Source organism: Sphingomonas sp. DMC6, from assembly GCF_056314225.1.
On the sequence record NZ_JBQUYT010000001.1, the window covers coordinates 105671 to 127865 of the forward strand.

The following is a 22195-nucleotide window of genomic DNA, read 5'->3' on the forward strand; positions in this document are numbered from 1 at the left end:
GTCAGTTGCACTTTCCGGTGAAGGAGACGTCGATATCGGCCGACAGGCCCGCGATCATCTCGCGCGGGCTCTTGCCGTCGATGGCGATGCGAACCGGCACGCGCTGCGTCACCTTGACCCAGTTGCCATTGGCGTTCTGCGCCGGCAGCACCGCAAAGGTGGAGCCGGTGCCCGCACCGATCGACTGGACATGGCCACGCAATTTCAGCTTCGGATAGGCGTCGAAGCGGACGGTCGCGCATTGGCCGACGCGCATCTTGTCGAGATCGGTTTCCTTGAAATTGGCCTCGATCCAGGCGGGCTTGTCCGACACGATCGAAACCGCGGGCAGGCCGGTGATCATCTGCTGACCGACCTGTAGGCTCTTGGTCTGGCTGACGATGCCGCTGATCGGTGCCCGCACGACGGTGCGCTGCAGGTCGAGCTCGGCCTTGGCCAGCTGGACCCGGGCAGCGGCGATGGCGGGGTTTTCGCCCGGCACGGCATTGCCGGTTGCCAGCTTGGCGCGTGCCTCGGCCGCGCTCGCCTGTGCATTCTCCAGCGTGGCGCGGGCCTGTTCCAGCGCATGTTCGGCGGCCTGATAATTGGCGCGCGTGGTGAAACCGGCCTTCATCAGCGCGGCCTGGCGATCATAATCCTCTTTGGCCTGCTGGATGCGGTCGCGCGCCGCCTGAATGTTGGCACCGGTGCCCTGGTAGCTGACGCGATCGGTGTTCAGTTGCACCTGTGCGGACGCGATGGCCGCCTTCGCCTGCTCGACGGCGATGCGATAGGGCTCGGGATCGATGCGGAACAGCAAATCGCCGGCGTTAACGTGCTGGTTTTCCTGGACCGCGACTTCGACGATGCGGCCCGCCACGTCGGACGATACCGACGCCTTGTCCTGCTGGACATAGGCATTGTCGGTCGAGACGCTGTGGCCGGAGGTCAGCCAGAAATAGCCCGCGACCAGCACCAGCACCAACGGCACGCCCAGCATCAGCACCGGGCGGAGCCAGTTGCGCCGGCGGTGGCGCGCAGGCTGTTCCGTGGCAACGGCCGCGGCGGCTTCGTCTTGCGAAGGGGAGCGCAATTTCGGGTCTGCGTCAGCCATGAGCCGCCTCTTTGATTTCTGCGGATTGCGACAGGTTGTCGCGAATGGTCAAAAGCGACTGGCGCAACGCCGCGCGCGCTTCGTCGTTCAAGCCGGCAAGAATTTCTTCGAGCCAGCCGCTGACGACGATGTGCAATTCTTCCAGCACCGGGGTGGCGCGGGGCGTCAGGTGGATGCGCCACATGCGCCGGTCGGCGGGATCGCGGCGACGCTCGACCAGACCTGATTCCTCCAGCCGATCGATCATCCGGCAGCAGGTGATAGGCTCGACTTCGAGAAGTTCGGCAATCTGTCCCTGGTTGAGGCCCGGCTCGCGCTCAAGGATCTTCAGCACGCGCCATTGTGTTAGACTCGCGCCGATCGAGCGCGCACGTTCGTCGGCACGCCGCCGCATCAGGCGCGCGACATCGCTGATGAGGAAGCCCAGAGTTTCGGTCATGACGGCACAGATAATAAGGGTGCTTATTAACTTCAAGCGGGTGAACCGGTCGATTCTGTCCGTGAATGGAGGGTGAGAATGGATGAGGAATTGGGCGGCGGGTGCCAGTGTGGCCGCATCCGCTATCAGGTGCGGGTACGCGATGCCGATGCCTATCTGTGCCATTGTCGCATGTGCCAGCGGGCAACTGGCGGCGTTTCCATCGCCTTTAAGAATGTGCGGAAAGACGATGTCCGGTGGGAACGCGAGCCGGATCGCTACGCGTCCTCGCCGATCGCAAAGCGCGGCTTTTGCCGCGAGTGCGGGACTCCGCTGACGTTCGAATTCCCCGACAGCGAAACCATGGATCTGACGGTCGGGAGCCTCGATGCACCGGGCCGGTTCCAGCCGACGCACCATTTCGGCGTGGAAAGCATGCACGAACAGTGGCTCGACACGACGGCGCTGCCCAGATACCGGACCGAGGACAATCCCAATGTCGTACAACGCTGGATGCATAGCCTTGGCAGACTTCCCGACTGAAACCTACCGCTTCCACAGCTTCGATGGGGTCGAGATCGCCTGGACGGAGATGGGCGAGGGGCGGCCGGTGGTGCTGATCCACGGCTATTTTTCCAATGCCGAGGTCAACTGGATCAAATACGGCCATGCCGCCAAGCTGGCCGCGCGCGGTTGCCGGGTGATCATGCCGGACCTGCGTGCCCATGGGCAGAGCGACAAGCCGCACGATCCCGCCGCCTATCCGCCCGACGTGCTGATGCGCGACGGCTTCGCGCTGATCGCGCATCTGGGCCTGACCGACTATGATCTGGGCGGCTATTCGCTGGGCGCGCGGACGGTGGTGCGGATGCTGGCCAACGGCGCCGCGCCGCACCGGGTGGTGCTCTCGGGCATGGGGCTGGACGGGCTGGTCGCGACCAAGGGGCGCGGCGCCTATTTCCACCGGGTGCTCACCAATCTCGGCAGCTTCGAGCGCGGCAGCTCCGAATGGCTGACCGAGGCGTTCCTGAAGACGACCAAGGGCGATCCGGTGGCGCTGCTGCGGATCCTTGACACCTTTGTCGACACACCACGCGACGACATTGCGGCAATCGGCCAGCCGACCGTGGTGATCGCCGGTGCCGACGATTACGACAATGGCTCCGCACAGGAAGTCGCGGACCTGTTGCCCTGGGGGCATTTTGTCGAGATTCCCGGCAACCACATGAGTGCCGTGACGCGGCCCGAACTGGGCGACTCCATCGCCGATTTTCTGGTCGGTTGACGGGGGCGGGGGAGGCGCGGCAAGGTCGCGCCTTTCTTGATTTCGGGAACCTACCATTATGATCCGCAAGGGACTTTCGCTGCTGGCGCTGGGTATCGCGCTGGCCGGCACGGCGCAGGCGCAAACCGCCAAAGCGCCAACGGCTGCCGAGGCCGCGACGTTTCTCGATCGCGTGCAGCAGGAAATTACGACGTATAACTTGACCGCGCAGCGCATCGCCTGGGTCAACGCCACCTATATCACCGACGATACCGATGCGCTGGCGTCGGAGGTCGGCGCAAAGGGCACCGAAATGTCGGTTCGCTTCGCGCTGGAGGCGGCGCGGCTGCAAAAGGCGCCGGGGCTGACCGCCGAACAGCAGCGCCAGCTGACGATGCTGCGCGCCGGGCTGGTCCTGCCGGCGCCGACCCGCGCGGGTGCAGCGCAGGAATTGAGCGACATTTCGACGCGGCTCGGTTCGGCCTATGCCAAGGGCAAGGGCACCCGGAACGGCAAGCCGATCAACGGCAGCGACATCGAAGCGGCGATGGGCAAAAGCCGCGATCCAAACGAACTGAAGGAGATGTGGGTCAGCTGGCACGACAATGTCGGTGCACCGATGCGCGGCGACTTCGCCAGGATGGTCGGCATCGCCAACCAGGGTGCGCAGGAACTGGGCTTTGCCGATACCGGCGCGCTGTGGCGTTCGAGCTATGACATGACCCCGGCGCAGTTCGCACAGCTGACCGACAAATTGTGGGGCGAAGTGAAGCCGCTCTACGTAGCGCTCCACACCTATGTCCGTCGCAAGCTCAACGAGCAATATGGCGATGCGGTGCAGCCCAAGACGGGGCCGATCCGCGCCGACCTGCTCGGCAATATGTGGGCGCAGGAATGGGGCAATATTTACGGCCTCGTTGCGCCCAAGGGCGCGGGCGACCTGGGCTATGACGTCGGCGACCTGCTGACCGCCAAGGGCTATGACTGGAAGAAGATGGTCCAGACCGGCGAGGGCTTCTATTCCTCGCTCGGCTTTGCGCCGTTACCCGCGACTTTCTGGGAGCGTTCGCTGTTCCTGAAGCCTGCGGATCGCGAAGTGCTGTGCCATGCATCCGCCTGGGACATCGACGAGAAGAACGATGTCCGCATCAAGATGTGCATCAAGGTCAATTCGGACGACTTCGTCACCATCCACCACGAGCTGGGGCATAATTATTACCAGCGCGCCTATCAGGCGTTGCCGGCGCTGTATCGAAACGGCGCGAACGATGGTTTCCACGAAGCGATCGGCGACTTTATCGCGCTGTCGATCACGCCCGAATATCTGGTGCAGATCGGCCTGCTCGACCGCGCACAGGTGCCGAGCGCCGACAAGGACATAGGCCTGTTGCTCCGTCAGGCGATGGACAAGGTGGCGTTCCTGCCGTTCGGCCTGCTGGTCGACAAATATCGCTGGCAGGTCTTCGACGGGACGATCCCGGCCGGCCAGTATGAGGCTGGCTGGAACAAGCTGCGCCTGCAATATCAGGGCATCGTGCCGCCGGTCGCGCGCGACGAGAGCAAGTTCGATCCGGGCGCGAAATACCATGTCGCCGGTAGCGTGCCCTATGCCCGCTATTTCCTTGCCCGGCTGTTGCAGTTCCAGTTCTACAAGGCGGCGTGCGACCAGGCCGGGTGGAAGGGGCCGCTGCATCGCTGCTCGTTCTTCGGCAACAAGGAAGTCGGTGCGCGGCTGAACAAGATGCTGGAAATGGGCGCGTCAAAGCCCTGGCCGGAGGCGCTGGAGGCGTTCACCGGCACGCGCGAAATCTCCGGCAAGGCGATGATGGAATATTTCGCGCCGCTGAAGAAATGGCTCGACGAGCAGAATAAGGGGCAGCCCCAGGGATGGTGACGCGGTCGGAGTGCTGGTGAATCTGCAAGACTTTCTCCCCCGTTTCAGGCAGGAGCAGCCCGTAATGGGGGAGAAATCCATGCGAATCACGAATTTCGTTACCGCGCTTGCGTTGCTGTCGCCGGGCCTTGCGCTGGCGCAGGTGGGGAAGCCCGCACAGCCGGTTGCGCTGGAAATCGTCGCTTCGGGCGGTGTCGATGCGACGGCGACCAAGCTGACGATGACGATCAGTTTCACCGAAGAAGCCAAGACCCAGGACGCTGCCGACAAGGCCCGCACCGCCAAGATGGCGAAGGTAGAGGCGGCGCTGAAGGCACAGGGGCTGACCAGCGCTGCGCTCAGCGATCTCTCGGCATCCGAGCAGACCAAGATCATGCTCGCCAGCGGCAAGGGCAGCGGCGACGACGACAGCGAAGACGCTGACGCCAAGGATCCGAAATTCTCTGCGACCGAAGCCAAGAAGCTGACGGTCGCTTCCGCAGCGCAGGCGGAAGCCGTCAAGGCAGCGCTGGAAAAGCTCGACGTGACCGTCGGCGAAACAAATTCGGAACTGGACGACGCGGGCTTCGCTGCGGCTCAGCGTCAGGCGAAGGCCAAGGCGCTGCGCACTGCGCGTGCCGATGCCGATGCTTATGCGAAGGAAATGGGTCTTCGTGTGAACCGCGTCGTCCGGATCAGCGAAGTTGGTAACAACCTGCTGCTGCCGGGCTTCCAGGCCAAGATGGAAGAGGCAATGAGTAAGGGCCCGCAGGCGCTGGCCAACCTGTTCAAGAACCCTGAGGGCGCCGTGCACGTCGAAAAGTCGATCGTCGTCGAATTCGAACTGGCCCAATAAGACTTGATGCCCGGCGCGTTGGGGGCGCCGGGCGTTATTCTTCCGGATCGTCGGGGATCATATTCTCGTCGGCGATCCGGGCGTTCCACTCTTCGGAACTGTCAGTGCGGTCGGGCTGATGCGCGTGGCCCTTGGCGTCTGTGTGCTCTTCGGGTGTTCGTTCGGGGTTGGCCATGATGCTTCTCCTCGCGCGGAGAACGCATCGCGCGCCGGGAATGTCCTTGCGGCTTGTCGCCCTCACCCTTCCGTGGCGGCGGGAAGGGTGAGGGCGATCCGACCCGCTCTTACCGGAACGGCGGCTCGTTGAACGCCCGCAATTTCCGGCTGTGCAGCTTGGCGCCTTCGCGGCGCAGTTCCTCGCAGGCTTCAATGCCGATCTTCAGATGCTCGGCGATGGCGCGCTCGTAGAAGCGGTTTGCCTGGCCCGGCAGCTTGAGTTCGCCGTGCAGCGGCTTGTCCGACACGCAGAGCAGCGTCCCATAGGGTACGCGGAAGCGATAGCCCTGTGCCGCCAGCGTCGCCGACTCCATATCCACGCCCACCGCGCGGCTCAGCGAAAAGCGCAGCGCCGACTGCGAATAGCGCAGCTCCCAGTTGCGGTCGTCGGTGGTGACGATGGTGCCGGTGCGCAGCCGCTGCTTGAGCTCGTCCCCTGACTGGCCCGACACCGTCTCCGCTGCGCGGGCGAGCGCCTGCTGCACTTCGGCGATGGCGGGGATGGGGATTTCCGGCGGCAGCACATCGTCCATGATATGATCGTCGCGCAGATAGGCGTGCGCCAGCACATAGTCGCCGATCCGCTGGCTGGGGCGCAGGCCGCCGCAATGGCCTATCATCAGCCATGCCTCGGGGCGCAGCACCGCCAGATGGTCGGTAATCGTCTTGGCGTTGGACGGACCGACGCCGATATTGACCAGCGTGATGCCGGTGCCCCCGGGCGCCATCAGGTGATAGGCGGGCATCTGGTGCCGCCGCCATGCGCCGTCGCTGACCAGCCGGTCGGCGTCCGCCGCATCCTCGATCACGATTCCGCCCGCGCCAGACACGCCGGTGAAGCGGCTTTCCTCACCCAGCTGGCTGCACGCCCAGCGCACGAATTCATCGACGTAGCGATGATAGTTGGTGAACAGGATATATTGCTGGAAATGCTCGACCGGGGTGCCGGTATAGTGCTTCAGCCGGGCCAGCGAGAAATCGGTGCGCAGCGCATCGAACAGCGCCAGCGGGCGGGTGCCGTCCTGGCTGATCCACAGGCCGTCGGCGATCTCGTCCCCAATGTGCGACAGCTCGGTTGCGGGGAAATGCCGGCCCAGCTCGGTGGCGGAGATATCGTCGAGGCTCAGGATCGTGCTGGGATCGAGCACATAGGGAAACGGGATTTCCTGGCGACCGGTCACCGCGTGTACTTCCACGTCGAAATCCTCGATCAGGAAGGTCAGCTGTTCGGTGAGATAGTCGGCGAACATTGCCGGTCGCGTGACCGTGATGCGATAGTCGCCGGCCTCCACCAGCCGCCCGAAGGAGCGGCGCGGCGTCGGCTTGGCCGGACCGCCGCGATAGGTGATGCGAAGTTCCGGATAGGCGAAGGAGCCATCGGTCCGGCTTTCCGGATCGGGCGTGGTGCCATCGGTGATATAGCGATTGAGCGCCTGCTGAAGCCGTTCGACTGAGGCGCGATAGAGCCGATCAAGGTCGGCGACGATATCGGAGGCTTGTGTCATCTTCCATGGCTAATGGCAGATGATGACGCTGGCAAGACATCGCCGGTTTACACGGCGCAGTTGTGCGCCCTCCCGCACGCGGGAAGGGCACTTCGTTCGGGTGCGGATTACTTTTCCGTCGTGCCGTTGCCACGCAGCTGGGTCGCTGCATAGGCCGCACCGCCAATGGCTGCGACCGCGCCGGCGGCGATGGTGGCAGCAGTAACGGGACGTTCGCGGACGGCGGCGACGGTAGCATCCCAGGCGTTGCTTACGCTTTCCTGTGCCTGGGCGATGAAGGGCTTGCCCTGCTGCCCGGCAGCGGGTTCGCTCGCGACGTTGGACGTCAGATCGGTAGCCATGGGTCTGTCCTTTCCCTTCGGAATCAACCCCCTGTCAACTCCGTCGACAGGGGGCGGTTCCGGGAAATCGATCAGAGCTGGCCCAGAAGATATTCGGCCGAGCTCACTTCGAACTGGCCGCCCTGTTCGACGTTGAGCTGTTCGATGACGCCATCATTGACGATCATCGAGAAACGCTGGCCGCGCGTGCCGAGGCCGAAGGCCGAGCCGTCGAGCGTCAGGCCCAGCGCTTCGACGAAGCTGCCATTGCCGTCCGCGAGCATCGTCACCTTGCCGGCCACGCCGTTGGCGTCGCCCCAGGCCTTCATTACGAAGAAGTCGTTGACGGCGGTGCAGGCGATTTCGTCGACACCCTTCGCCTTGATCTCTTCGGCCTTCTCGACAAAGCCCGGCAGATGCTTGGCCGAGCAAGTGGGGGTGAAGGCGCCCGGCACCGAAAAGAGAGCGACCTTGCGGCCGGCGAAATAGGCGGGTGCTTCGACCTGTTCGGGGCCTTCTGCAGTCACCTTGACGAGCTTGGCGTCGGGGATGCGGTCACCGGTCTGGATGGTCATGCTGCTCACTCCTGCGAATCCTGCGGCCGTGCGCAGATGCCCGGCCGCCGCCTCCATCGGCATGTGGCGTGGCATTTTCAAGCTTGGCCACGCCGAAGCGGTAGCGATATGTGGGAGATATGGAGTCGACACCCTCGCTTACCGGCCAGTTTCTGCTGGCCATGCCCGGCATCGGCGATCCCCGCTTCGAACGCGCCGTGATTGCAATGTGCGCGCATGATGTCGAAGGCGCGCTGGGCATCGGCATCGGTGCGACGATCGAGGGAATCGGCCTGCACGAGTTGCTCGAGCAGTTTGAAATCGATCCGGGCGATGCACCCGATGCACCGGTGCATTTCGGCGGGCCGGTGGAGCCGCAGCGGGGCTTTGTGCTCCACACGCTCGATTGGGGCGGGCAGGACACGATCGACGTCGCGGGCCGTTGGGCGCTGTCCGGTACCGTCGACGTGCTGCGCGCTATCGCCGCAGGCACCGGACCCAGCCGCTGGCTGGTCGCGCTCGGCTATGCCGGCTGGGGTGAGGGGCAGTTGGAGGGTGAATTGACCCGGCACGGCTGGTTCAACACCAGTGCCGACCCGGCATTGATCTACGACCAGCCGGTGGAGGGGAGGTGGGCCGCTGGCTTCACCGCAGCCGGGATCGACCCGACGTTGCTGGCGGGCAGTTCCGGACGCGCCTGATCGATTTAATGGTCTTTGGTTGGCTCCACGCTAACCTGCGGTTCGACCATATTGATGCGCACTACCGAGTCCTGATGCGGTGCGGTGCAAAGGCTGGTCCGGCCGTCAACTGTCACCTTTTCCTTCGTCTCGCGGCTGCGCAGCGTGAATCGCACCGACGCCTCGCACGTTGCCGGTCCGCCGGTCTTGAAACGCAACGTCGCCTTCATTGGACCAAGTGCCACGGGGAACTGGTTTCCGCTCCAATGAGCGGGCTCGCCCGGCTTTGCCGTATCGACCTGAAAGGCGATCACGTCATAGCCATGGGTCTGGTTGATGATCAGAAGGCAGCCCAGCTTCCAGCAATTGTCGCGCGCCTGTTGCTGCATGCGCATCTGGTTCACGACGCTCATGAAGGAGTCATGGGACGATTCCGACGTGCGGATGGTGCCTGCGCTGTCCGCTGGCGGATCCTCCTGGGCATTGCAGTTGCCGGCCATAACGACCGTCGACAGGAACACTGCTATCGGAAACCGCACGGACAATCCCCCGAATCGAGTGGGCAGCATAGCCGGGGGGGCCGTCTGGCTGCAACGAGGGAGCCAAATCGGAGGCATTGGTTGAATAGCCCCGAAAAAGCATATAAAGATATCTTTATATTGACGTTGCGCGGTAGGCGCGAAGCGGCTAGGTGCGCACCTATGCGGCCGGGAGTGACTCCCGGTGCGCCTGCATTTTGCTTGAACTGGAGAAGCAGCCCGTGGCTACCAACGACTATGTCATCAAGGACATCGCGCTCGCCGATTTCGGCCGTAAGGAGATCGAGATCGCCGAGACCGAAATGCCCGGTCTGATGGCGCTCCGCAAGGAATTCGGCCCGTCGCAGCCGCTGAAGGGCGCGCGGATCACCGGTTCGCTGCACATGACGATCCAGACTGCGGTGCTGATCGAGACGCTGACCGCGCTGGGTGCGCGGGTTCGCTGGGCGACCTGCAACATCTTCTCGACGCAGGACCATGCCGCCGCCGCCATTGCCGCGACGGGCGTGCCGGTGTTCGCGGTGAAGGGTGAGACCCTGGGCGAATATTGGGACTATGTCGGCGACATCTTCAACTGGGGTGCGGACACCGACGGCACCACCGCCAACATCATCCTCGATGACGGCGGCGACGCGACCATGTTCGCGCTGTGGGGCGCCAAGATCGAAGCCGGTGCGACCCTGCCGGAGCCGGAAAATGACGAGGAAGTCGAATTCCAGCGCGCGCTGAAGGCGTTCGTCGCCAAGTATCCGGGCTACCTCACCAAGACGGTGCAGAACCTGAAGGGCGTTTCGGAAGAGACCACCACCGGCGTGCACCGCCTGTACGAGATCGCCAAGAAGGGCGAGCTGCCGTTCCCGGCGATCAACGTCAACGACAGCGTCACCAAGTCGAAGTTCGACAACCTCTATGGCTGCAAGGAATCGCTGGTCGACGCGATCCGTCGCGCCACCGACGTGATGCTGGCGGGCAAGGTCGCGTGCGTCGCCGGCTTCGGTGACGTGGGCAAGGGCTCGGCCCAGTCGCTCCGCAACGGCGGCGCCCGCGTGATGGTCACCGAAATCGACCCGATCTGCGCGCTGCAGGCGGCGATGGAAGGCTTCGAGGTCGTCACCATGGATGAGGCCGTGAAGCGCGCCGATATTTTCGTGACCGCCACCGGCAATGCCGACGTCATCACCGCCGATCACATGAAGGCGATGAAGCCGATGTCGATCGTCTGTAACATCGGCCACTTCGACAGCGAGATCCAGATCTCGGCCCTGTCGAACTACAAGTGGACCGAAGTGAAGCCGGGCACCGACCTGGTCGAATTCCCGGACGGCAAGCAGATCATCGTGCTGGCCAAGGGCCGCCTGGTGAACCTGGGCTGCGCCACCGGGCACCCGAGCTTTGTGATGTCGGCCAGCTTCACCAACCAGACGCTGGCGCAGATCGAGCTGTGGACCCGCGGCGAGCACTACAAGAACGAAGTGTATGTGCTGCCGAAGCACCTCGACGAGAAGGTTGCGGCACTCCACCTCGAGAAGCTGGGCGTGCAGCTGTCTAAGCTGAGCGACAAGCAGGCCGCCTATATCGGCGTGCCGGTCGAAGGGCCGTTCAAGCCGGACCATTATCGCTACTAAGGCGCCTGTCGGCGGAAATATTCCGCTGCGGTTGCATCTTTCGGGGCCCGGCCTGTGCCGGGCCCCTTTTCGTATGCCGGTGCTTTGCCCTAAGGACAGTGCGATGGACGTTCGGTTGGGGCACCCGTGATCCTCGTATCGCAGACTGGCGCGGCGCTGGCGGGCGCGGGCATTGCCTTTGCCGTGCTGGGTGCGGCCTGGGCGCTCTATGCCGGGTTGCGGGCGCGAGCGGAGGCGCGCGCCACCTATGACGAGAATCGCCGGCTGCTCGCCTTTTCCCGCGCCGCACCTGCCCAGGCCATGGTGGTGCGTGCAGACGGGCGGCTGGACCTGTCGCGCAAGCTGGCTGGCTGGCTGGGGCTCGAGCAAATGCCCCGGTTGCTCAGCGAACTGGCCGGCGAGGAAGGCGGCCTCGACGAAGAAGAGGCGGCATTGCTGGCCGACCGCGTGAACGCCGCCCATCGCGCGGCGCAGCCCTTTACGATGGCGGTGCAGGCGCGCGGCTCCGAGCGGACGCTGATGATCCTTGGCGAGCGTGCGTCCGAACTGGTCGAGGCGCCGGGCAGCGTGGTGCTGTGGTTTCTCGACATGACCGAGAACCAGGCCGAGGTGCGTCGACTGGAGCGCGAGGCGGATCGGCTGCGTACCGCCTTCGATGCGCTCACCGCGCTGATCGAGGCGGCGCCGATGCCCATGTGGTATCGCGGTCCCGATCTTCGGCTGCTGATGGTCAATTCGGCCTATGTCCGCGCGGTTGAAGGCCGTGATGCCGAGGATGTCGTGGCGCGCGGGCTGGAGCTGGTGGAAGGCGCCGGCCTAGGCGGACCGCTTGCCAATGCGGCTATCGCGCGCGACACGCAGGAACCGCAATCGGCGGCCATGCCGGCGACGATTGCGGGCGCCCGGCGGATGCTGCGCCTGCACGACGTGCCCCTGCCGACCGGCGGCATTGCCGGTTTCGCTGTCGATATCGAGGAGCTGGAACAGGCACGCGGCGGGATGAAGCGCTTTGCCGAGGCGCAGCGGGCAATGCTTGACCGCATGTCTTCGGGCGTTGCGCAGTTCGGGTCGGATCGCGGGCTCGTTTTCTGCAACCAGCCGTTCCGCCGCATGTTTGCGATGCGCAACGAATGGCTGGCCGACCGTCCGGAATTCGACCGCGTCCTCGAACGCATGCGCGAAGCGCGCAAACTGCCCGACGTGCGCGACTTTCCGGCCTGGAAGGCGGAGCGGCGCGAATGGTTCACCGCGCCTGACGCGGTCGAGGAAAGCTGGAGCATCGGCACCACCCATTTGCGCGTCGTTGCTCAGCCACTGCCGGAAGGCGGTCTGTTGCTGATCTTCGAGGATCAGACCCAGCAGTTCGAGCTGCAGCGCGAACATGGCGAGATGCAACTGGTGCGCACGGCCACGCTGGACAGCCTGGCCGAGGCGGTGGCGGTGTTCGGCAAGGGGCGGTTGCAGCTTTGGAACCGCAAGTTCCGTCAGGTTTGGGACTTCGAGGACGGCTTCCTGGACGGTCATCCGCAGATCCCGACGCTGATCAAGGCGGCCAGCACGAAATTGGCCAATCCCGCGCGGGCGGATACGCTCGGCGATCTGATCCGGCTTGCCGCTAAGGACAGGCAGCAGCGCGGCTCGGCATTGGTTTTCGCCAATGGCCGGCATTTCGATGTCGCCGCCGTGCCGTTGCCCGACGGGAATGCGCTGGTGACGATGCTCGACACGACCGATCGCCAGCGGGTGGAACGCGCGCTGCGGGACCGGAACGAGGCGCTGGAGGCGGCGGACCGTGTGCGTACCGCCTTCGTCGCCAATATGAGTTATGAACTGCGCACCCCGCTTACCTCGATCAAGGGCTTTGCCGAAATGCTGCAGGGCGGCTTTGCGGGCAAGCTGAGCGCCGATGGTGCCGAATATGTCGATGCGATCCTGATGTCGGTCGAGCGGCTGGGCGGGCTGGTAGATGACGTGCTCGATCTGACGCTGAGCGAAGGCGAGCCGCTGGAGCGCAGCCGGGTCGACATCGCGGTCGCGGCAGGGGCTGCTGCCGAGGCGATCGGGCCGCTGGCCCGCAGCCGCGCAATTGATCTGGCAGTGGAAGATACTGGCACTGCCGGACAGGTGCAGGGCGATGCCCGGCGCATTCGCCAGATAGTGGAGCATCTGCTGCGTCATGCCGTTGCCGGTACCGGCGAGGGCGGGCGCGTGCTGCTTCACCTCGACGGCAATGCCCGGGTTGCGCGGATCATTGTCTCCGACGATGGCCCCGGCATGTCTCGGGAGGCTGTGGCGCGGGCGTTCGACCGGTTCGCACAGGTAGGCGCGCCACGCAGCGGTGAGCGGGCGTTGGGGCTTGGCCTTCCGCTTGCCAAGCAGTTTGTCGATGCCCATGGCGGGCGGATCGAAATGATTTCCGAGCCGGGCGAGGGTACGCTCGTCACGGTTGAGCTGCCACGTGGATGACTAATATTCGGCTAGAATCGCTCGAAGCGGCGCTGGCGCTGGGTGCGCGGCTGGCGGCTGTGGTTCGGCCGGGGGACGCTATCGCTCTTTCCGGCCCAATGGGCGCCGGCAAGACCAGCATCGCGCGCGGGTTGCTCGCGGCACTGGGGTTGGAGGGCGAGGCGCCTTCGCCCAGCTTCGCGATCGTTCAGCCTTATGATCCACCCGAAGTGCGGTTGCCGGTGCTGCATGTCGATCTTTACCGCGTCGAGGATCCGGAAGAGGCGGAGGAACTGGGCCTCGACGACGCCCGCAGCGACTCGTTGCTACTGGTCGAATGGCCCGAGCGGCTGGGCGAGCGCTGGTGGCGCGACGCGCTGTGGCTCAGCCTGGAAGTGTTGCCGGATGGCGCGCGCGCCTTGACAGCGCGAGTGCCGGCGGCATGGGAGGACCGATGGCCCCTGACATGAATCCGCCTTCTGCGGCACCCGATTTCCTGATTTCGGCTGGCTGGGAAGGCGCGCAGATCCTGCCGCTTGCCGGCGATGCGTCGTTCCGCCGCTATTTTCGCGTGGTTGATCATGACCGGAGCGCGATACTGATGGATGCGCCCCCGCCGCACGAGGACCCGCGACCGTTCATCGCGGTTGCGCGCTGGCTGACAGACCATGGTTTCGCGGCGCCCGAAATCCTCCATCAGGATCTGGGCGAGGGGCTGGTGCTGCTCCAGGATTTCGGCGACGCCCGGCTGCGCGAAACCGCCGACGCGGCGCCCGAAAGCGAGCTGCGGCTGTACGAGGCGGCGGTCGATCTGCTGGTGCGGCTCCATAACCAGCCTGCGGGTGTGGCGCGAGCATATGACATGGCAGAGTATCAGCGCGAGGCCGGACTGTTCCCTGAATGGTATTGCCGGGCGATCGGCCTTTCGGTCGATGCGGAAGCCTATAAGGCGGCCTGGGAACAGGTGCTGACCCCATTGCTCGCCGGCACCCGCGCAGTGACCGTGCTGCGCGATTATCATGCCGAAAATCTGATGTTGATCGACGGTAGCGAGACGCTGGGCCTGCTCGATTTCCAGGACGCGGTGGCAGGACATGCCGCCTATGATCTGGTCTCGCTGCTGCAGGACGCCCGCCGCGACGTGGCGCCGGCGCTGGAGACAGCAATGCTTGACCGCTACAAGCGGATCACCGGTGCCGCCGATGCCTTCGATGTCGCCTATCATGTGCTGGGCGCGCAGCGGAATGCGAAGATCATCGGTGTCTTTACCCGACTGTGGAAGCGCGACGGCAAGCCCCGCTATCCGGGCCTGTGCCCGCGCGTCTGGACCTATCTGGAGCGTGACCTGAAGCATCCCGCACTCAAGCCCGTGGCCGACTGGTTCGCGGCGAACGTGCCCGCCGACCGCCGCGGCGACCCGATGGCTTTGGCGGCGGCATGAGCACGTCGGCGACCTATTCGCTCCGCCCGCAGCCTGCGGTGGCGGTGCCCGAAACCGCGATGGTGATGGCAGCGGGGCTGGGCAAGCGGATGCGCCCGCTAACCGCATCGCGGCCCAAGCCGCTCATCGAAGTGGCGGGCAAGCCGCTGATCGACCATGTTTTCGACCGTCTCCGCTCGGCAGGAGTCAGCCGGGCGGTGGTCAATGTCCATTATCTTGCCGACCAGCTCGAGGCGCATCTGCGCGCGCGGGTAAAGGGCATGGAGCTGCTGATCTCGGACGAGCGGAAGCAGTTGATGGAAACCGGCGGCGGGCTGGTGCAGGCCCGTGACCTGCTGGGCGACAAGCCGTTCCTCTGCGTCAACAGCGACAATCTGTGGATTGACGGTCCCAGCGATGCGATCCGCCTGCTCGCAGCGCAGTGGGACGACGCGAAGATGGATGCGCTGCTGCTGCTGGTGCCGCTGGCGCGCGCCTATTGCCATAGCGGGCGTGGCGATTTCCGGCTCGATCCGTTCGGCCGGATCACCGAGCGGCGGAAGCCGGGCCGGCTGGCGCCGTTCGTGTTCACCGGTGTCCAGATCCTGTCGCCGCGCCTGATCCGCGACTGGCCGGAAGGGCCTTTCTCCACCAATCTGTTCTGGAACCGCGCGCTCGAGACCGGGCGGTTGTGGGGCGCCGTGCATCAGGGCCTGTGGTTCGATGTCGGCTCGCCCAAATCAATCGGCGAAGCACAGGCTGCGCTGGCGGGAATGTGAACGCACCCCCTCCCCAACGGGAGGGGATGTCGCAGCACGAGCCTTGCTCCCGTCGTCGCGCGCGCTACCTTTGCGCCTCACCCCTTGCCGACGAGCCGGATGCCGCACCGTCTTCACCTCTATACCATCCCGCCGCACCGCGCCTTTGCCGATGCACTGGCGATCGGGTTGATCCGGCGGTTCGGCGCCGATCCCATGCGGCTGGCGCGCGGCGTCGTGTTGCTGCCCAACAACCGCGCCAAGCGGGCGATGCAGGATGCGTTCGTGCGCGAAAGCGGCGGCGGATTGCTGCTGCCGCGGCTGGTGGCGGTGGGCGATCCCGAACTCGACGAGGCGGTGTTCGAGGCGGTGGAGGACAGCGATCCGGTGCCGCCGGCGGTCGATCCACTGCAGCGGCGCATGATCCTTGCCCGGCTGATCCAGGCGCACGATTCCCGGCTCGACGCGGCGGAGGCGGTGCGGCTGGCCGGGGAACTGGCGACCACGCTCGACCAGTTGCTGGTCGAGGAAGTCGCGCCGTACCGATTACGCGAGCTCGATCTGGGGCCGGAACTGTCGGCGCACTGGGAACGCTCGCTGGCGCTGTTCGAGATTGTGCTGTCGCGCTGGCCCGAGGAACTGGCGCGGCAGGGGCGGGTCGATCTCGCCGAGCGGCGGCGGCAGTTGCTGGCGCGCGTTACCGACCGGTGGAAAGCGGCGCCGCCATCGGGCTTCGTCTGTGCCGCCGGGATCACCACCAGCGCTCCTGCCATCGCCCGGCTGCTGCGTGTCGTCGCCGGGTTGCCGAGCGGCATGGTGGTGCTGCCCGGCCTTGCCACCACCATGGGCGATGCCGAGTGGGACTCGCTCGGCCCGCACGCCCCCGACCCCGTCACCGGGCGGAGACGCCGCAGCCTGGAGGCGCATCCGCAATTTCATCTGAAGCTGCTGCTCGACCGGATGGGCGTGCATCGCAACGAGTTCGATGTCTGGCGGGTAGCCAGCGAACTGGACGCACCGCCGGCGCGCAGCAAGGCGATCGCCTCGGCGATGCAGCCGCCCGAACTGACGCATCGCTGGACCGACCTGCCGCCCGGTGAGCGCCGGCTGGATGGGGTGCGGGCACTGGCACTAGCCACCCCTGCGGAGGAGGCCCAGGCAATCGCGCTGGCGTTGCGCGAAGCGGTGGAGACCCCCGGCCGCACTGCTGCGCTGGTAACGCCGGATCGGGCGCTTGCCCGGCGGGTAGCGGCGCATTGCGCGCGCTGGGGGATCATCGTCGACGATTCCGCCGGTCAGCCACTGTCTCTCACTCCTCCGGGCACGCTGTTGCTCGCGCTGGCCGATGCCGCTGCGCAAGGCTTTGCGCCGATGCCGCTGCTGACGTTGCTCAAGCATCCGCTCGTCCAGCCGGACGCCCGCGCAGATTGGCTGGAAGGCGCGCGCGCGCTCGACCTGGCGTTGCGCGGGCCGCGGCCGGCGCCGGGGCTGGAGGGGGTCAACCGGTATCTGGCCGAACAGAGCGGGCGGGAAGGGGCGCTTCGCCGCGTTACGGCCGGTTGGTGGGAAATGGCACGGCCGTTGCTCGCGCCGCTGGAGGCGATCTTCGCCGCCGGTATGCAGCCGCTACCCGGCCTCGTGGCCGTGATGCGAGAAACGGCACAGGCGCTGGGCGGCGACATGCTGTGGAGCCGCGAAGATGGTCGTGCGGCCGCCGCGCTGCTCGACGATCTGGAGCGCGAGGCAGCGCATGGTCCGGCGCTAGTAGAGCCGGACAGCCTTGCGCCTATGCTGCGCACGCTGATGGACGAGGTCGCCGTGCGACCGCCGCAGGGCGGACACCCCCGACTGGCCATTCTCGGTCTGATCGAGGCGCGGCTGCACAGCGCTGACCTGATGATTCTGGGCGGGCTGAACGAAGGCGTCTGGCCGGGGCTGCCCGCACCGGACCCGTGGCTGGCGCCGCGAATCCGCGCCGAACTGGGCCTGCCGGGGCTGGAGCGGCGGATTGGTGTATCGGCGCATGATCTGGCAATCGGGCTGGGGGCGAAGCAGGTGCTGCTCACCCGCGCGCGCCGCGACGCCAGCGCGCCGACCATCGCCTCGCGCTTCTGGCTGCGGCTGGAAGCGCTGTCGGGCGGGCTGGAGCGTGCGGACGATCTTGCCGAATGGCTGGCGGCGATCGATGCACCGGGTGCCTTCGCGCCGGTCGCCCGGCCGGAACCCGCGCCGCCCGCCAGCGATCGCCCCAAGGCGATCTCCGTCACCGAGGTCGACCGGCTGAAGGCCGATCCCTATGCCTTTTACGCCCGCCGGATGCTGCGGCTGATGCCGCTCGATGCGGTCGATGCCGATCCCAGCGCCGCGTGGCGCGGTACAGCTGTGCACAACGTGCTGCAACGCTGGTTCGAGGATGATGATTGCCGCCCCGACCGTTTGCGCGCGCGTGCCGAGGCGATGTTGGCAGACACGCGCACCCATCCGCTGATCCGCGCATTGTGGCAGCCGCGCCTGATGGAGGCGATCGACTGGATTGCCGACGAACTGGCCGCCAATGTCGCCAAGGGCCGCCGCGTGCTGGCGGTGGAGCGGGACGGCGCGATCGATTTCGCCGGGGTGACGCTGCGCGGCAAGTTCGACCGCGTCGACCGGCTAGGCGACGGTAGCCTGGCGATCGTCGACTACAAGACCGGCCAGCCGCCTAGCACCCGCGCCGTGAAGGCGGGTTTCAGCCTGCAACTCGGCCTGCTGGGGCTTATCGCCGAGCGTGGCGGGTTCGAGGGAATAGCAGGCGAGGCGCGCTGCTTCGAATATTGGTCGCTGGCGCGAAATTCGAGGAGCGGCGGGTTCGGCTTCGTCGATTCGCCGGTCGATCCGAAGAAGCGCGACCCGATACCGGTCGAGGATTTCGTTAGCATCGCCGCGCGGGAATTTGCCGAGGCGGCGAAGGATTGGCTGACGGGCGAGCGACCGTTCACCGCCAAGCTGGTGCCGGAATATGCGCCGTACGCCGAATATGACCAGCTGATGCGCCGGGACGAGTGGTATGGGCGGGACTAGAGCGGTGCCGATTTTCGCTCCCCTCCCGCTTGCGGGAGGGGCTGGGGGAGGGGGCGACGTAGTAGAAGCGCAGCGACTGTTTAGCCCCTCCCCCGACCCCTCCCGCAAGCGGGAGGTGACCGCATGCTGCCGCCGTTCTGGTGTTGGGGGGCTCGAATGACCCGCGGCCCCGCCAAGCTCCATCCGCTGAGGGGGAACCAGAAGCTCGCCAGCGACCCGCGCCGGCATGTCTGGCTGTCGGCCTCGGCCGGCACTGGCAAGACGCAGGTGCTTGCCGCGCGAGTGTGGCGCTTGCTGCTCGCGGGCACCGATCCGTCGGCGATTCTGTGCCTTACCTTCACCAAGGCTGGCGCCGCGGAAATGTCCGAGCGGATCACCGGCAAGCTGGCGCATTGGGTGCGGGCCAAGCCGGAGGAGCTGGTTGCGGACCTTGAGGCGCTGGGGGAAAGCATCGCTCCTGCGCACCTCGCCCGTGCGCGTACGTTGTTCGCCAAGGTGCTCGACGCGCCGGGCGGCGGTATTCGCATCCAGACGATCCACAGCTTCTGCCAGTCGCTGTTGTCGGCCTTCCCGGTCGAGGCGGGGCTGGTCCCGGGCTTTCGCCCGTTGGAGGCACGCGAGGAAGCGGTGCTGGCGCGCGAGACGCTGGCTGAGATGCTGGTCGATGCCCGGCGCGAAGGGCGCGAAGGCGTGATCGAGGCAATCGGCGCGCTCAGCCTGCGGCTGGGCGAGGGCGGAGCGGAAGGTTTCCTGCAGGAATGCGCGCGGGCCGGCGAGGCGCTGGAGGCGCTGCCCGCCGGCATCCAGCCCTGGCTACGGCGCGCCTTCGATTTGCCCCAGGGCGACATCGGCGAAGAGGTCGAGCGCTGCTGTACCGATGAGCTGTTCGATGTGCGAACGCTACGCATTATCGCTGCGAATAATTCGCAATGGGGAACCGCACGTGGTCTTGAACGTGCCGATGTGATCGCCGCTTGGCTTGCCCGCTCGCCCGTCGAACGCGCCGTGACGCTCGACCAGCTGCACCTCGTCTGGGCGACCGCCAAGGGCGATCCTCGCAGCTTCGCCAAGGGGCAGGCGCCGCAGGAGCCCGGCTATGCCGAAGCGGCGATGCGGTTGCACGAGCGCTGCGGCGAACTGCTCGCGATGCAGGTGCGTGCCGGCTATGTCGATCTGCTCGCGCGCGGGCTGGAGGCAGGGCGCGACTATGCCCGCGCCTATGCCGGGGCCAAGCGGCGGCTGGGCGCGGTCGATTTCGACGACCTGATCGGCCGCACCATCGCGCTGCTCGGCCAGCCGGGGATGGGCGAATGGGTTCGTTACAAGCTCGACCAGACGACCGAGCATGTGCTGATTGACGAGGCGCAGGACACTAATCCGCGGCAATGGGCGATTGTCGGTGCTATGGCCGACGAGTTTTTTGCCGGCGAGGGCGCGCGCGGCGACATGGTTCGGACGCTGTTCACCGTCGGCGACTATAAACAGGCGATCTTCGGCTTTCAGGGCACCGACCCGGTCTTTTTCCGCGCCGCGTTTGAGCGGTTCAAGGCGCTGGCCAATATCCATAGCGACTATGAGGTGGAGGCGCCGCCGCTCGAATCGCTGTCGCTTACCCACAGCTTCCGCTCGACCCGGCCGGTGCTGGAATTCGTCGATGCCGCGCTCGCCGCGTTGCCGGCGCCCGGCATGGGGCCGATGAGCGACCGCGAGCCGCATGCCAGCGAAGTACCGGGGCCGGGCACGGTAACGCTGTGGTCGCCCGTCATCGATGGCGGCAGCGAGGCGGACGAAGAGGATTGGATCGGCGACGCCACTCGCGCGCTGGCGACGAAGATCGCGCGCCAGATCCGCGACTGGGTCGGCACGCTGCCGCTGGGGAGCAAGGGCCGGCTGCTCGCCCCGGGCGATGTGATGGTGCTGGTCAAGCGGCGCGGCGAGCTCGCGTCGCTGATCGTCGCGCGGCTTTATGCCGAAGGCGTGCCGGTGGCGGGTGTCGATCGGCTGCGGCTGAACGCGCCGCTGGCGGTGCAGGACCTGCTGGCGGCGATCCGCTTCGTGCTTCAGCCCGAAGATGACTTGTCGCTCGCCGCTCTGCTGGTCTCACCGCTTATCGGCTGGAGCCAGGAGGAACTGATGGCGGCGGCGGTGCGGCCGCATGGCGGGCTCTGGCGGCATTTGCGCGCCACCCAGTCGGCCGAACCGCTGGCGCCGCTGTACGAGCTGCTACGCCGCGCGGACATCGCCACGCCATACCGATTCCTGGAGGAAATCCTGTCGGGGTCGATGCAGGGGCGACGCAAGCTGCTGCTCCGGCTGGGCGAGGAAGCACGCGATCCGATCGAGGAACTGCTCAACGCCGCGCTGACCTTCGAGACGCGGGCGACGCCGTCGCTCCAGCGCTTCCTCGACTGGTTCGATCGAGGCGATGTCGAGATCGTTCGCGATGCCGCCCAGCCGCAGCCGGCGGTGCGGGTGATGACGGCACATGGATCGAAGGGATTGCAGGCGCCGCTGGTGATCCTGGCCGATGCCACGGTGGACCCGACGCGCAGCCCGCGCAGCTTCCTGAAATGGGCGCCGGAGGAAGCCGAGAAATTCCCGATCTTCCGCCCGCGCAGTGCTGAGCGCGACGGGCCGCTGGCCGAGGCGTTGGCCGAGGCGGACGCGCGTGAGCTGCAGGAGCATTGGCGGCTCTTCTACGTCGCGGTGACGCGGGCGGAGGAGCGGCTGGTGATTGCCGGCGCGCTGGGGCCGCAGGCCAAGGGCCAGCCGCCCGAAAAGAGCTGGTATGCGGCCAGCGCGGCGGCGTTCGATGCACTGGGCGTCGCGGCGGACGAGGTAGGGGTGCGTAACTTCCACGGGCTTTCCCCGCAGTCGGCGGTAAAGCCGGTCGCGCCGCCTGCACCGGCGATCGCGGCGCCCGCCCCGGTGCTGCCAGGCTGGCTCCACGCCTCGGCGCCGGAGGAATCGCGCCCGCCGCGCCCGCTGGCGCCTTCGTCGCTGGGCGAGGATCAGGTTGCCGATCCGCCGCCCGGCCCCGCGATGCGCGCCCCTGCCGAGCGGGGACGGCTACTTCATGCACTGTTTGAGAGGCTGCCGAGTGTCGCTCCCGACGCGCGCCGCGCCGCTGCAGATCGCTGGCTGGTGGGGGCGGGCGGGCTGGCCGAGGCGAACGAGCGTGCTGCGCTGATCGATGCGGCGCTGGCAGTGACGGAAGACCCGCGCTTTGCCGAACTGTTCGGGCCAGATTCGCTGGGCGAGGCGCCGATTGCGGCGGTGGTGGCGGACGGCGTTGTCGTTTCCGGCATGGTGGACCGGCTCGTGGTGCTGCCCGATCGGGTGCGGGTGGTCGATTTCAAGACCGGCCGCCGCGCGCCGGCCACGCTGGCGGACGTTCCCGCCTATCACCTGCGCCAGATGGCGGCCTATGTCGCGGCGCTCCGGGTGATCTTTCCGGGCCGGGAAGTCGAGGCCGCGCTGCTCTATGCCGCCGGTCCGGTGCTGTACGCATTGCCGGACGCCCTTCTCGACGCGCACAAGCCGGGCTACGCGGGGTAGGAGCAAAGCTT

19 protein-coding genes are annotated in these 22195 nt (G+C 66.4%); 12 read left to right on the forward strand and 7 right to left on the reverse strand.

Annotated features, from left to right (window positions below; translation table 11 throughout):
* Position 1 precedes the first annotated feature (1 nt).
* Positions 2 to 1093 (reverse strand): biotin/lipoyl-containing protein, encoded by a 1092-nt coding sequence (locus ACT53M_RS00435; protein ID WP_476230727.1) that lies wholly within the window; start codon positions 1091 to 1093, stop codon positions 2 to 4.
* Positions 1086 to 1532 carry a MarR family winged helix-turn-helix transcriptional regulator gene (locus ACT53M_RS00440; protein WP_476230728.1) on the reverse strand — a complete coding sequence of 149 codons (447 nt, stop codon included), beginning with the start codon at positions 1530 to 1532 and terminating at the stop codon, positions 1086 to 1088. Before ACT53M_RS00440 ends, ACT53M_RS00435 begins: the two co-directional genes overlap by 8 nt.
* A gap of 78 nt (positions 1533 to 1610) precedes the next feature.
* Here ACT53M_RS00440 and ACT53M_RS00445 point away from each other — a divergent pair, with 78 nt between their 5' ends.
* From ACT53M_RS00445 to ACT53M_RS00460, 4 genes are all read left to right on the forward strand, one after another.
* A complete protein-coding gene (locus ACT53M_RS00445; RefSeq protein WP_476230729.1) occupies positions 1611 to 2054 on the forward strand; it encodes a GFA family protein in 444 nt (147 codons plus the stop codon).
* Positions 2035 to 2796 (forward strand): alpha/beta fold hydrolase, encoded by a 762-nt coding sequence (locus ACT53M_RS00450; RefSeq protein WP_476230730.1) that lies wholly within the window; start codon positions 2035 to 2037, stop codon positions 2794 to 2796. The genes ACT53M_RS00445 and ACT53M_RS00450 overlap by 20 nt, the downstream gene beginning before the upstream one ends.
* Positions 2797 to 2854: 58 nt before the next feature.
* Complete coding sequence (locus ACT53M_RS00455) at positions 2855 to 4669, forward strand: M2 family metallopeptidase (RefSeq protein ID WP_476230731.1); 1815 nt, start codon at positions 2855 to 2857, stop codon at positions 4667 to 4669.
* A gap of 79 nt (positions 4670 to 4748) precedes the next feature.
* Positions 4749 to 5504: an SIMPL domain-containing protein gene (locus ACT53M_RS00460; RefSeq protein ID WP_476227366.1), complete on the forward strand. Its 756-nt coding sequence runs from the start codon at positions 4749 to 4751 to the stop codon at positions 5502 to 5504.
* 34 nt (positions 5505 to 5538) lie between these two features.
* Here the strand turns inward: ACT53M_RS00460 and ACT53M_RS00465 are convergent, their stop codons facing one another.
* From ACT53M_RS00465 to ACT53M_RS00480, 4 genes are all read right to left on the reverse strand, one after another.
* The gene (locus ACT53M_RS00465; RefSeq protein WP_476230732.1) at positions 5539 to 5679 is read right to left on the reverse strand and encodes a hypothetical protein; all 141 of its coding nucleotides are present in this window, start codon (positions 5677 to 5679) and stop codon (positions 5539 to 5541) included.
* Between the two features lie 109 nt (positions 5680 to 5788).
* On the reverse strand, positions 5789 to 7225 hold the full coding sequence (locus ACT53M_RS00470; RefSeq protein ID WP_476227368.1) for an AMP nucleosidase: 1437 nt from the start codon (positions 7223 to 7225) through the stop codon (positions 5789 to 5791).
* 107 nt (positions 7226 to 7332) lie between these two features.
* Entirely contained in the window at positions 7333 to 7566 is a 234-nt protein-coding gene (locus ACT53M_RS00475; RefSeq protein WP_476230733.1) for a hypothetical protein, read from the reverse strand.
* A gap of 71 nt (positions 7567 to 7637) precedes the next feature.
* Positions 7638 to 8120: a redoxin family protein gene (locus tag ACT53M_RS00480; RefSeq protein ID WP_476230734.1), complete on the reverse strand. Its 483-nt coding sequence runs from the start codon at positions 8118 to 8120 to the stop codon at positions 7638 to 7640.
* A gap of 119 nt (positions 8121 to 8239) precedes the next feature.
* On the opposite strand from ACT53M_RS00480, the gene ACT53M_RS00485 reads away from it, so the two are divergent.
* The gene (locus tag ACT53M_RS00485) at positions 8240 to 8800 is read left to right on the forward strand and encodes a YqgE/AlgH family protein (RefSeq protein ID WP_476230735.1); all 561 of its coding nucleotides are present in this window, start codon (positions 8240 to 8242) and stop codon (positions 8798 to 8800) included.
* Positions 8801 to 8805: 5 nt separating this feature from the next.
* Here ACT53M_RS00485 and ACT53M_RS00490 read toward each other — a convergent pair whose 3' ends face one another.
* The gene (locus ACT53M_RS00490; RefSeq protein ID WP_476230736.1) at positions 8806 to 9318 is read right to left on the reverse strand and encodes a hypothetical protein; all 513 of its coding nucleotides are present in this window, start codon (positions 9316 to 9318) and stop codon (positions 8806 to 8808) included.
* A 206-nt stretch (positions 9319 to 9524) separates the two neighbouring features.
* On the opposite strand from ACT53M_RS00490, the gene ahcY reads away from it, so the two are divergent.
* The 7 genes from ahcY to addA all read left to right on the forward strand — a co-directional run bounded on the left by ahcY (position 9525) and on the right by addA (position 22184).
* Positions 9525 to 10943 (forward strand): adenosylhomocysteinase, encoded by a 1419-nt coding sequence (ahcY, locus tag ACT53M_RS00495; protein WP_476231556.1) that lies wholly within the window; start codon positions 9525 to 9527, stop codon positions 10941 to 10943.
* Between the two features lie 126 nt (positions 10944 to 11069).
* The gene (locus ACT53M_RS00500) at positions 11070 to 13409 is read left to right on the forward strand and encodes a sensor histidine kinase (protein WP_476230738.1); all 2340 of its coding nucleotides are present in this window, start codon (positions 11070 to 11072) and stop codon (positions 13407 to 13409) included.
* Positions 13406 to 13858 carry a tRNA (adenosine(37)-N6)-threonylcarbamoyltransferase complex ATPase subunit type 1 TsaE gene (gene tsaE / locus ACT53M_RS00505; protein ID WP_476230740.1) on the forward strand — a complete coding sequence of 151 codons (453 nt, stop codon included), beginning with the start codon at positions 13406 to 13408 and terminating at the stop codon, positions 13856 to 13858. Before ACT53M_RS00500 ends, tsaE begins: the two co-directional genes overlap by 4 nt.
* Entirely contained in the window at positions 13855 to 14829 is a 975-nt protein-coding gene (locus tag ACT53M_RS00510; protein ID WP_476231558.1) for an aminoglycoside phosphotransferase family protein, read from the forward strand. The genes tsaE and ACT53M_RS00510 overlap by 4 nt, the downstream gene beginning before the upstream one ends.
* On the forward strand, positions 14826 to 15587 hold the full coding sequence (locus ACT53M_RS00515) for a nucleotidyltransferase family protein (RefSeq protein ID WP_476230742.1): 762 nt from the start codon (positions 14826 to 14828) through the stop codon (positions 15585 to 15587). Before ACT53M_RS00510 ends, ACT53M_RS00515 begins: the two co-directional genes overlap by 4 nt.
* 99 nt (positions 15588 to 15686) lie before the next feature.
* A complete protein-coding gene (addB, locus tag ACT53M_RS00520) occupies positions 15687 to 18626 on the forward strand; it encodes a double-strand break repair protein AddB (protein ID WP_476230744.1) in 2940 nt (979 codons plus the stop codon).
* A 156-nt stretch (positions 18627 to 18782) separates the two neighbouring features.
* Positions 18783 to 22184 (forward strand): double-strand break repair helicase AddA, encoded by a 3402-nt coding sequence (gene addA / locus ACT53M_RS00525; protein ID WP_476230746.1) that lies wholly within the window; start codon positions 18783 to 18785, stop codon positions 22182 to 22184.
* Positions 22185 to 22195 lie beyond the last annotated feature (11 nt).

What these genes read in the sequence shown, in the direction of transcription:
- ACT53M_RS00440 (WP_476230728.1), bottom strand. Translation starts at nt 1,532, where the DNA reads ATGACCGAAACTCTGGGCTTCCTCATCAGCGATGTCGCGCGCCTGATG.
- ACT53M_RS00510 (WP_476231558.1), top strand. Translation starts at nt 13,855, where the DNA reads ATGAATCCGCCTTCTGCGGCACCCGATTTCCTGATTTCGGCTGGCTGG.
- ACT53M_RS00485 (WP_476230735.1), top strand. Translation starts at nt 8,240, where the DNA reads ATGGAGTCGACACCCTCGCTTACCGGCCAGTTTCTGCTGGCCATGCCC.
- addB (WP_476230744.1), top strand. Translation starts at nt 15,687, where the DNA reads ATGCCGCACCGTCTTCACCTCTATACCATCCCGCCGCACCGCGCCTTT.
- ACT53M_RS00460 (WP_476227366.1), top strand. Translation starts at nt 4,749, where the DNA reads ATGCGAATCACGAATTTCGTTACCGCGCTTGCGTTGCTGTCGCCGGGC.
- ACT53M_RS00480 (WP_476230734.1), bottom strand. Translation starts at nt 8,120, where the DNA reads ATGACCATCCAGACCGGTGACCGCATCCCCGACGCCAAGCTCGTCAAG.
- ACT53M_RS00470 (WP_476227368.1), bottom strand. Translation starts at nt 7,225, where the DNA reads ATGACACAAGCCTCCGATATCGTCGCCGACCTTGATCGGCTCTATCGC.
- ACT53M_RS00475 (WP_476230733.1), bottom strand. Translation starts at nt 7,566, where the DNA reads ATGGCTACCGATCTGACGTCCAACGTCGCGAGCGAACCCGCTGCCGGG.
- addA (WP_476230746.1), top strand. Translation starts at nt 18,783, where the DNA reads ATGACCCGCGGCCCCGCCAAGCTCCATCCGCTGAGGGGGAACCAGAAG.
- ACT53M_RS00445 (WP_476230729.1), top strand. Translation starts at nt 1,611, where the DNA reads ATGGATGAGGAATTGGGCGGCGGGTGCCAGTGTGGCCGCATCCGCTAT.
- ACT53M_RS00435 (WP_476230727.1), bottom strand. Translation starts at nt 1,093, where the DNA reads ATGGCTGACGCAGACCCGAAATTGCGCTCCCCTTCGCAAGACGAAGCC.
- ACT53M_RS00465 (WP_476230732.1), bottom strand. Translation starts at nt 5,679, where the DNA reads ATGGCCAACCCCGAACGAACACCCGAAGAGCACACAGACGCCAAGGGC.
- ACT53M_RS00455 (WP_476230731.1), top strand. Translation starts at nt 2,855, where the DNA reads ATGATCCGCAAGGGACTTTCGCTGCTGGCGCTGGGTATCGCGCTGGCC.
- tsaE (WP_476230740.1), top strand. Translation starts at nt 13,406, where the DNA reads ATGACTAATATTCGGCTAGAATCGCTCGAAGCGGCGCTGGCGCTGGGT.
- ACT53M_RS00515 (WP_476230742.1), top strand. Translation starts at nt 14,826, where the DNA reads ATGAGCACGTCGGCGACCTATTCGCTCCGCCCGCAGCCTGCGGTGGCG.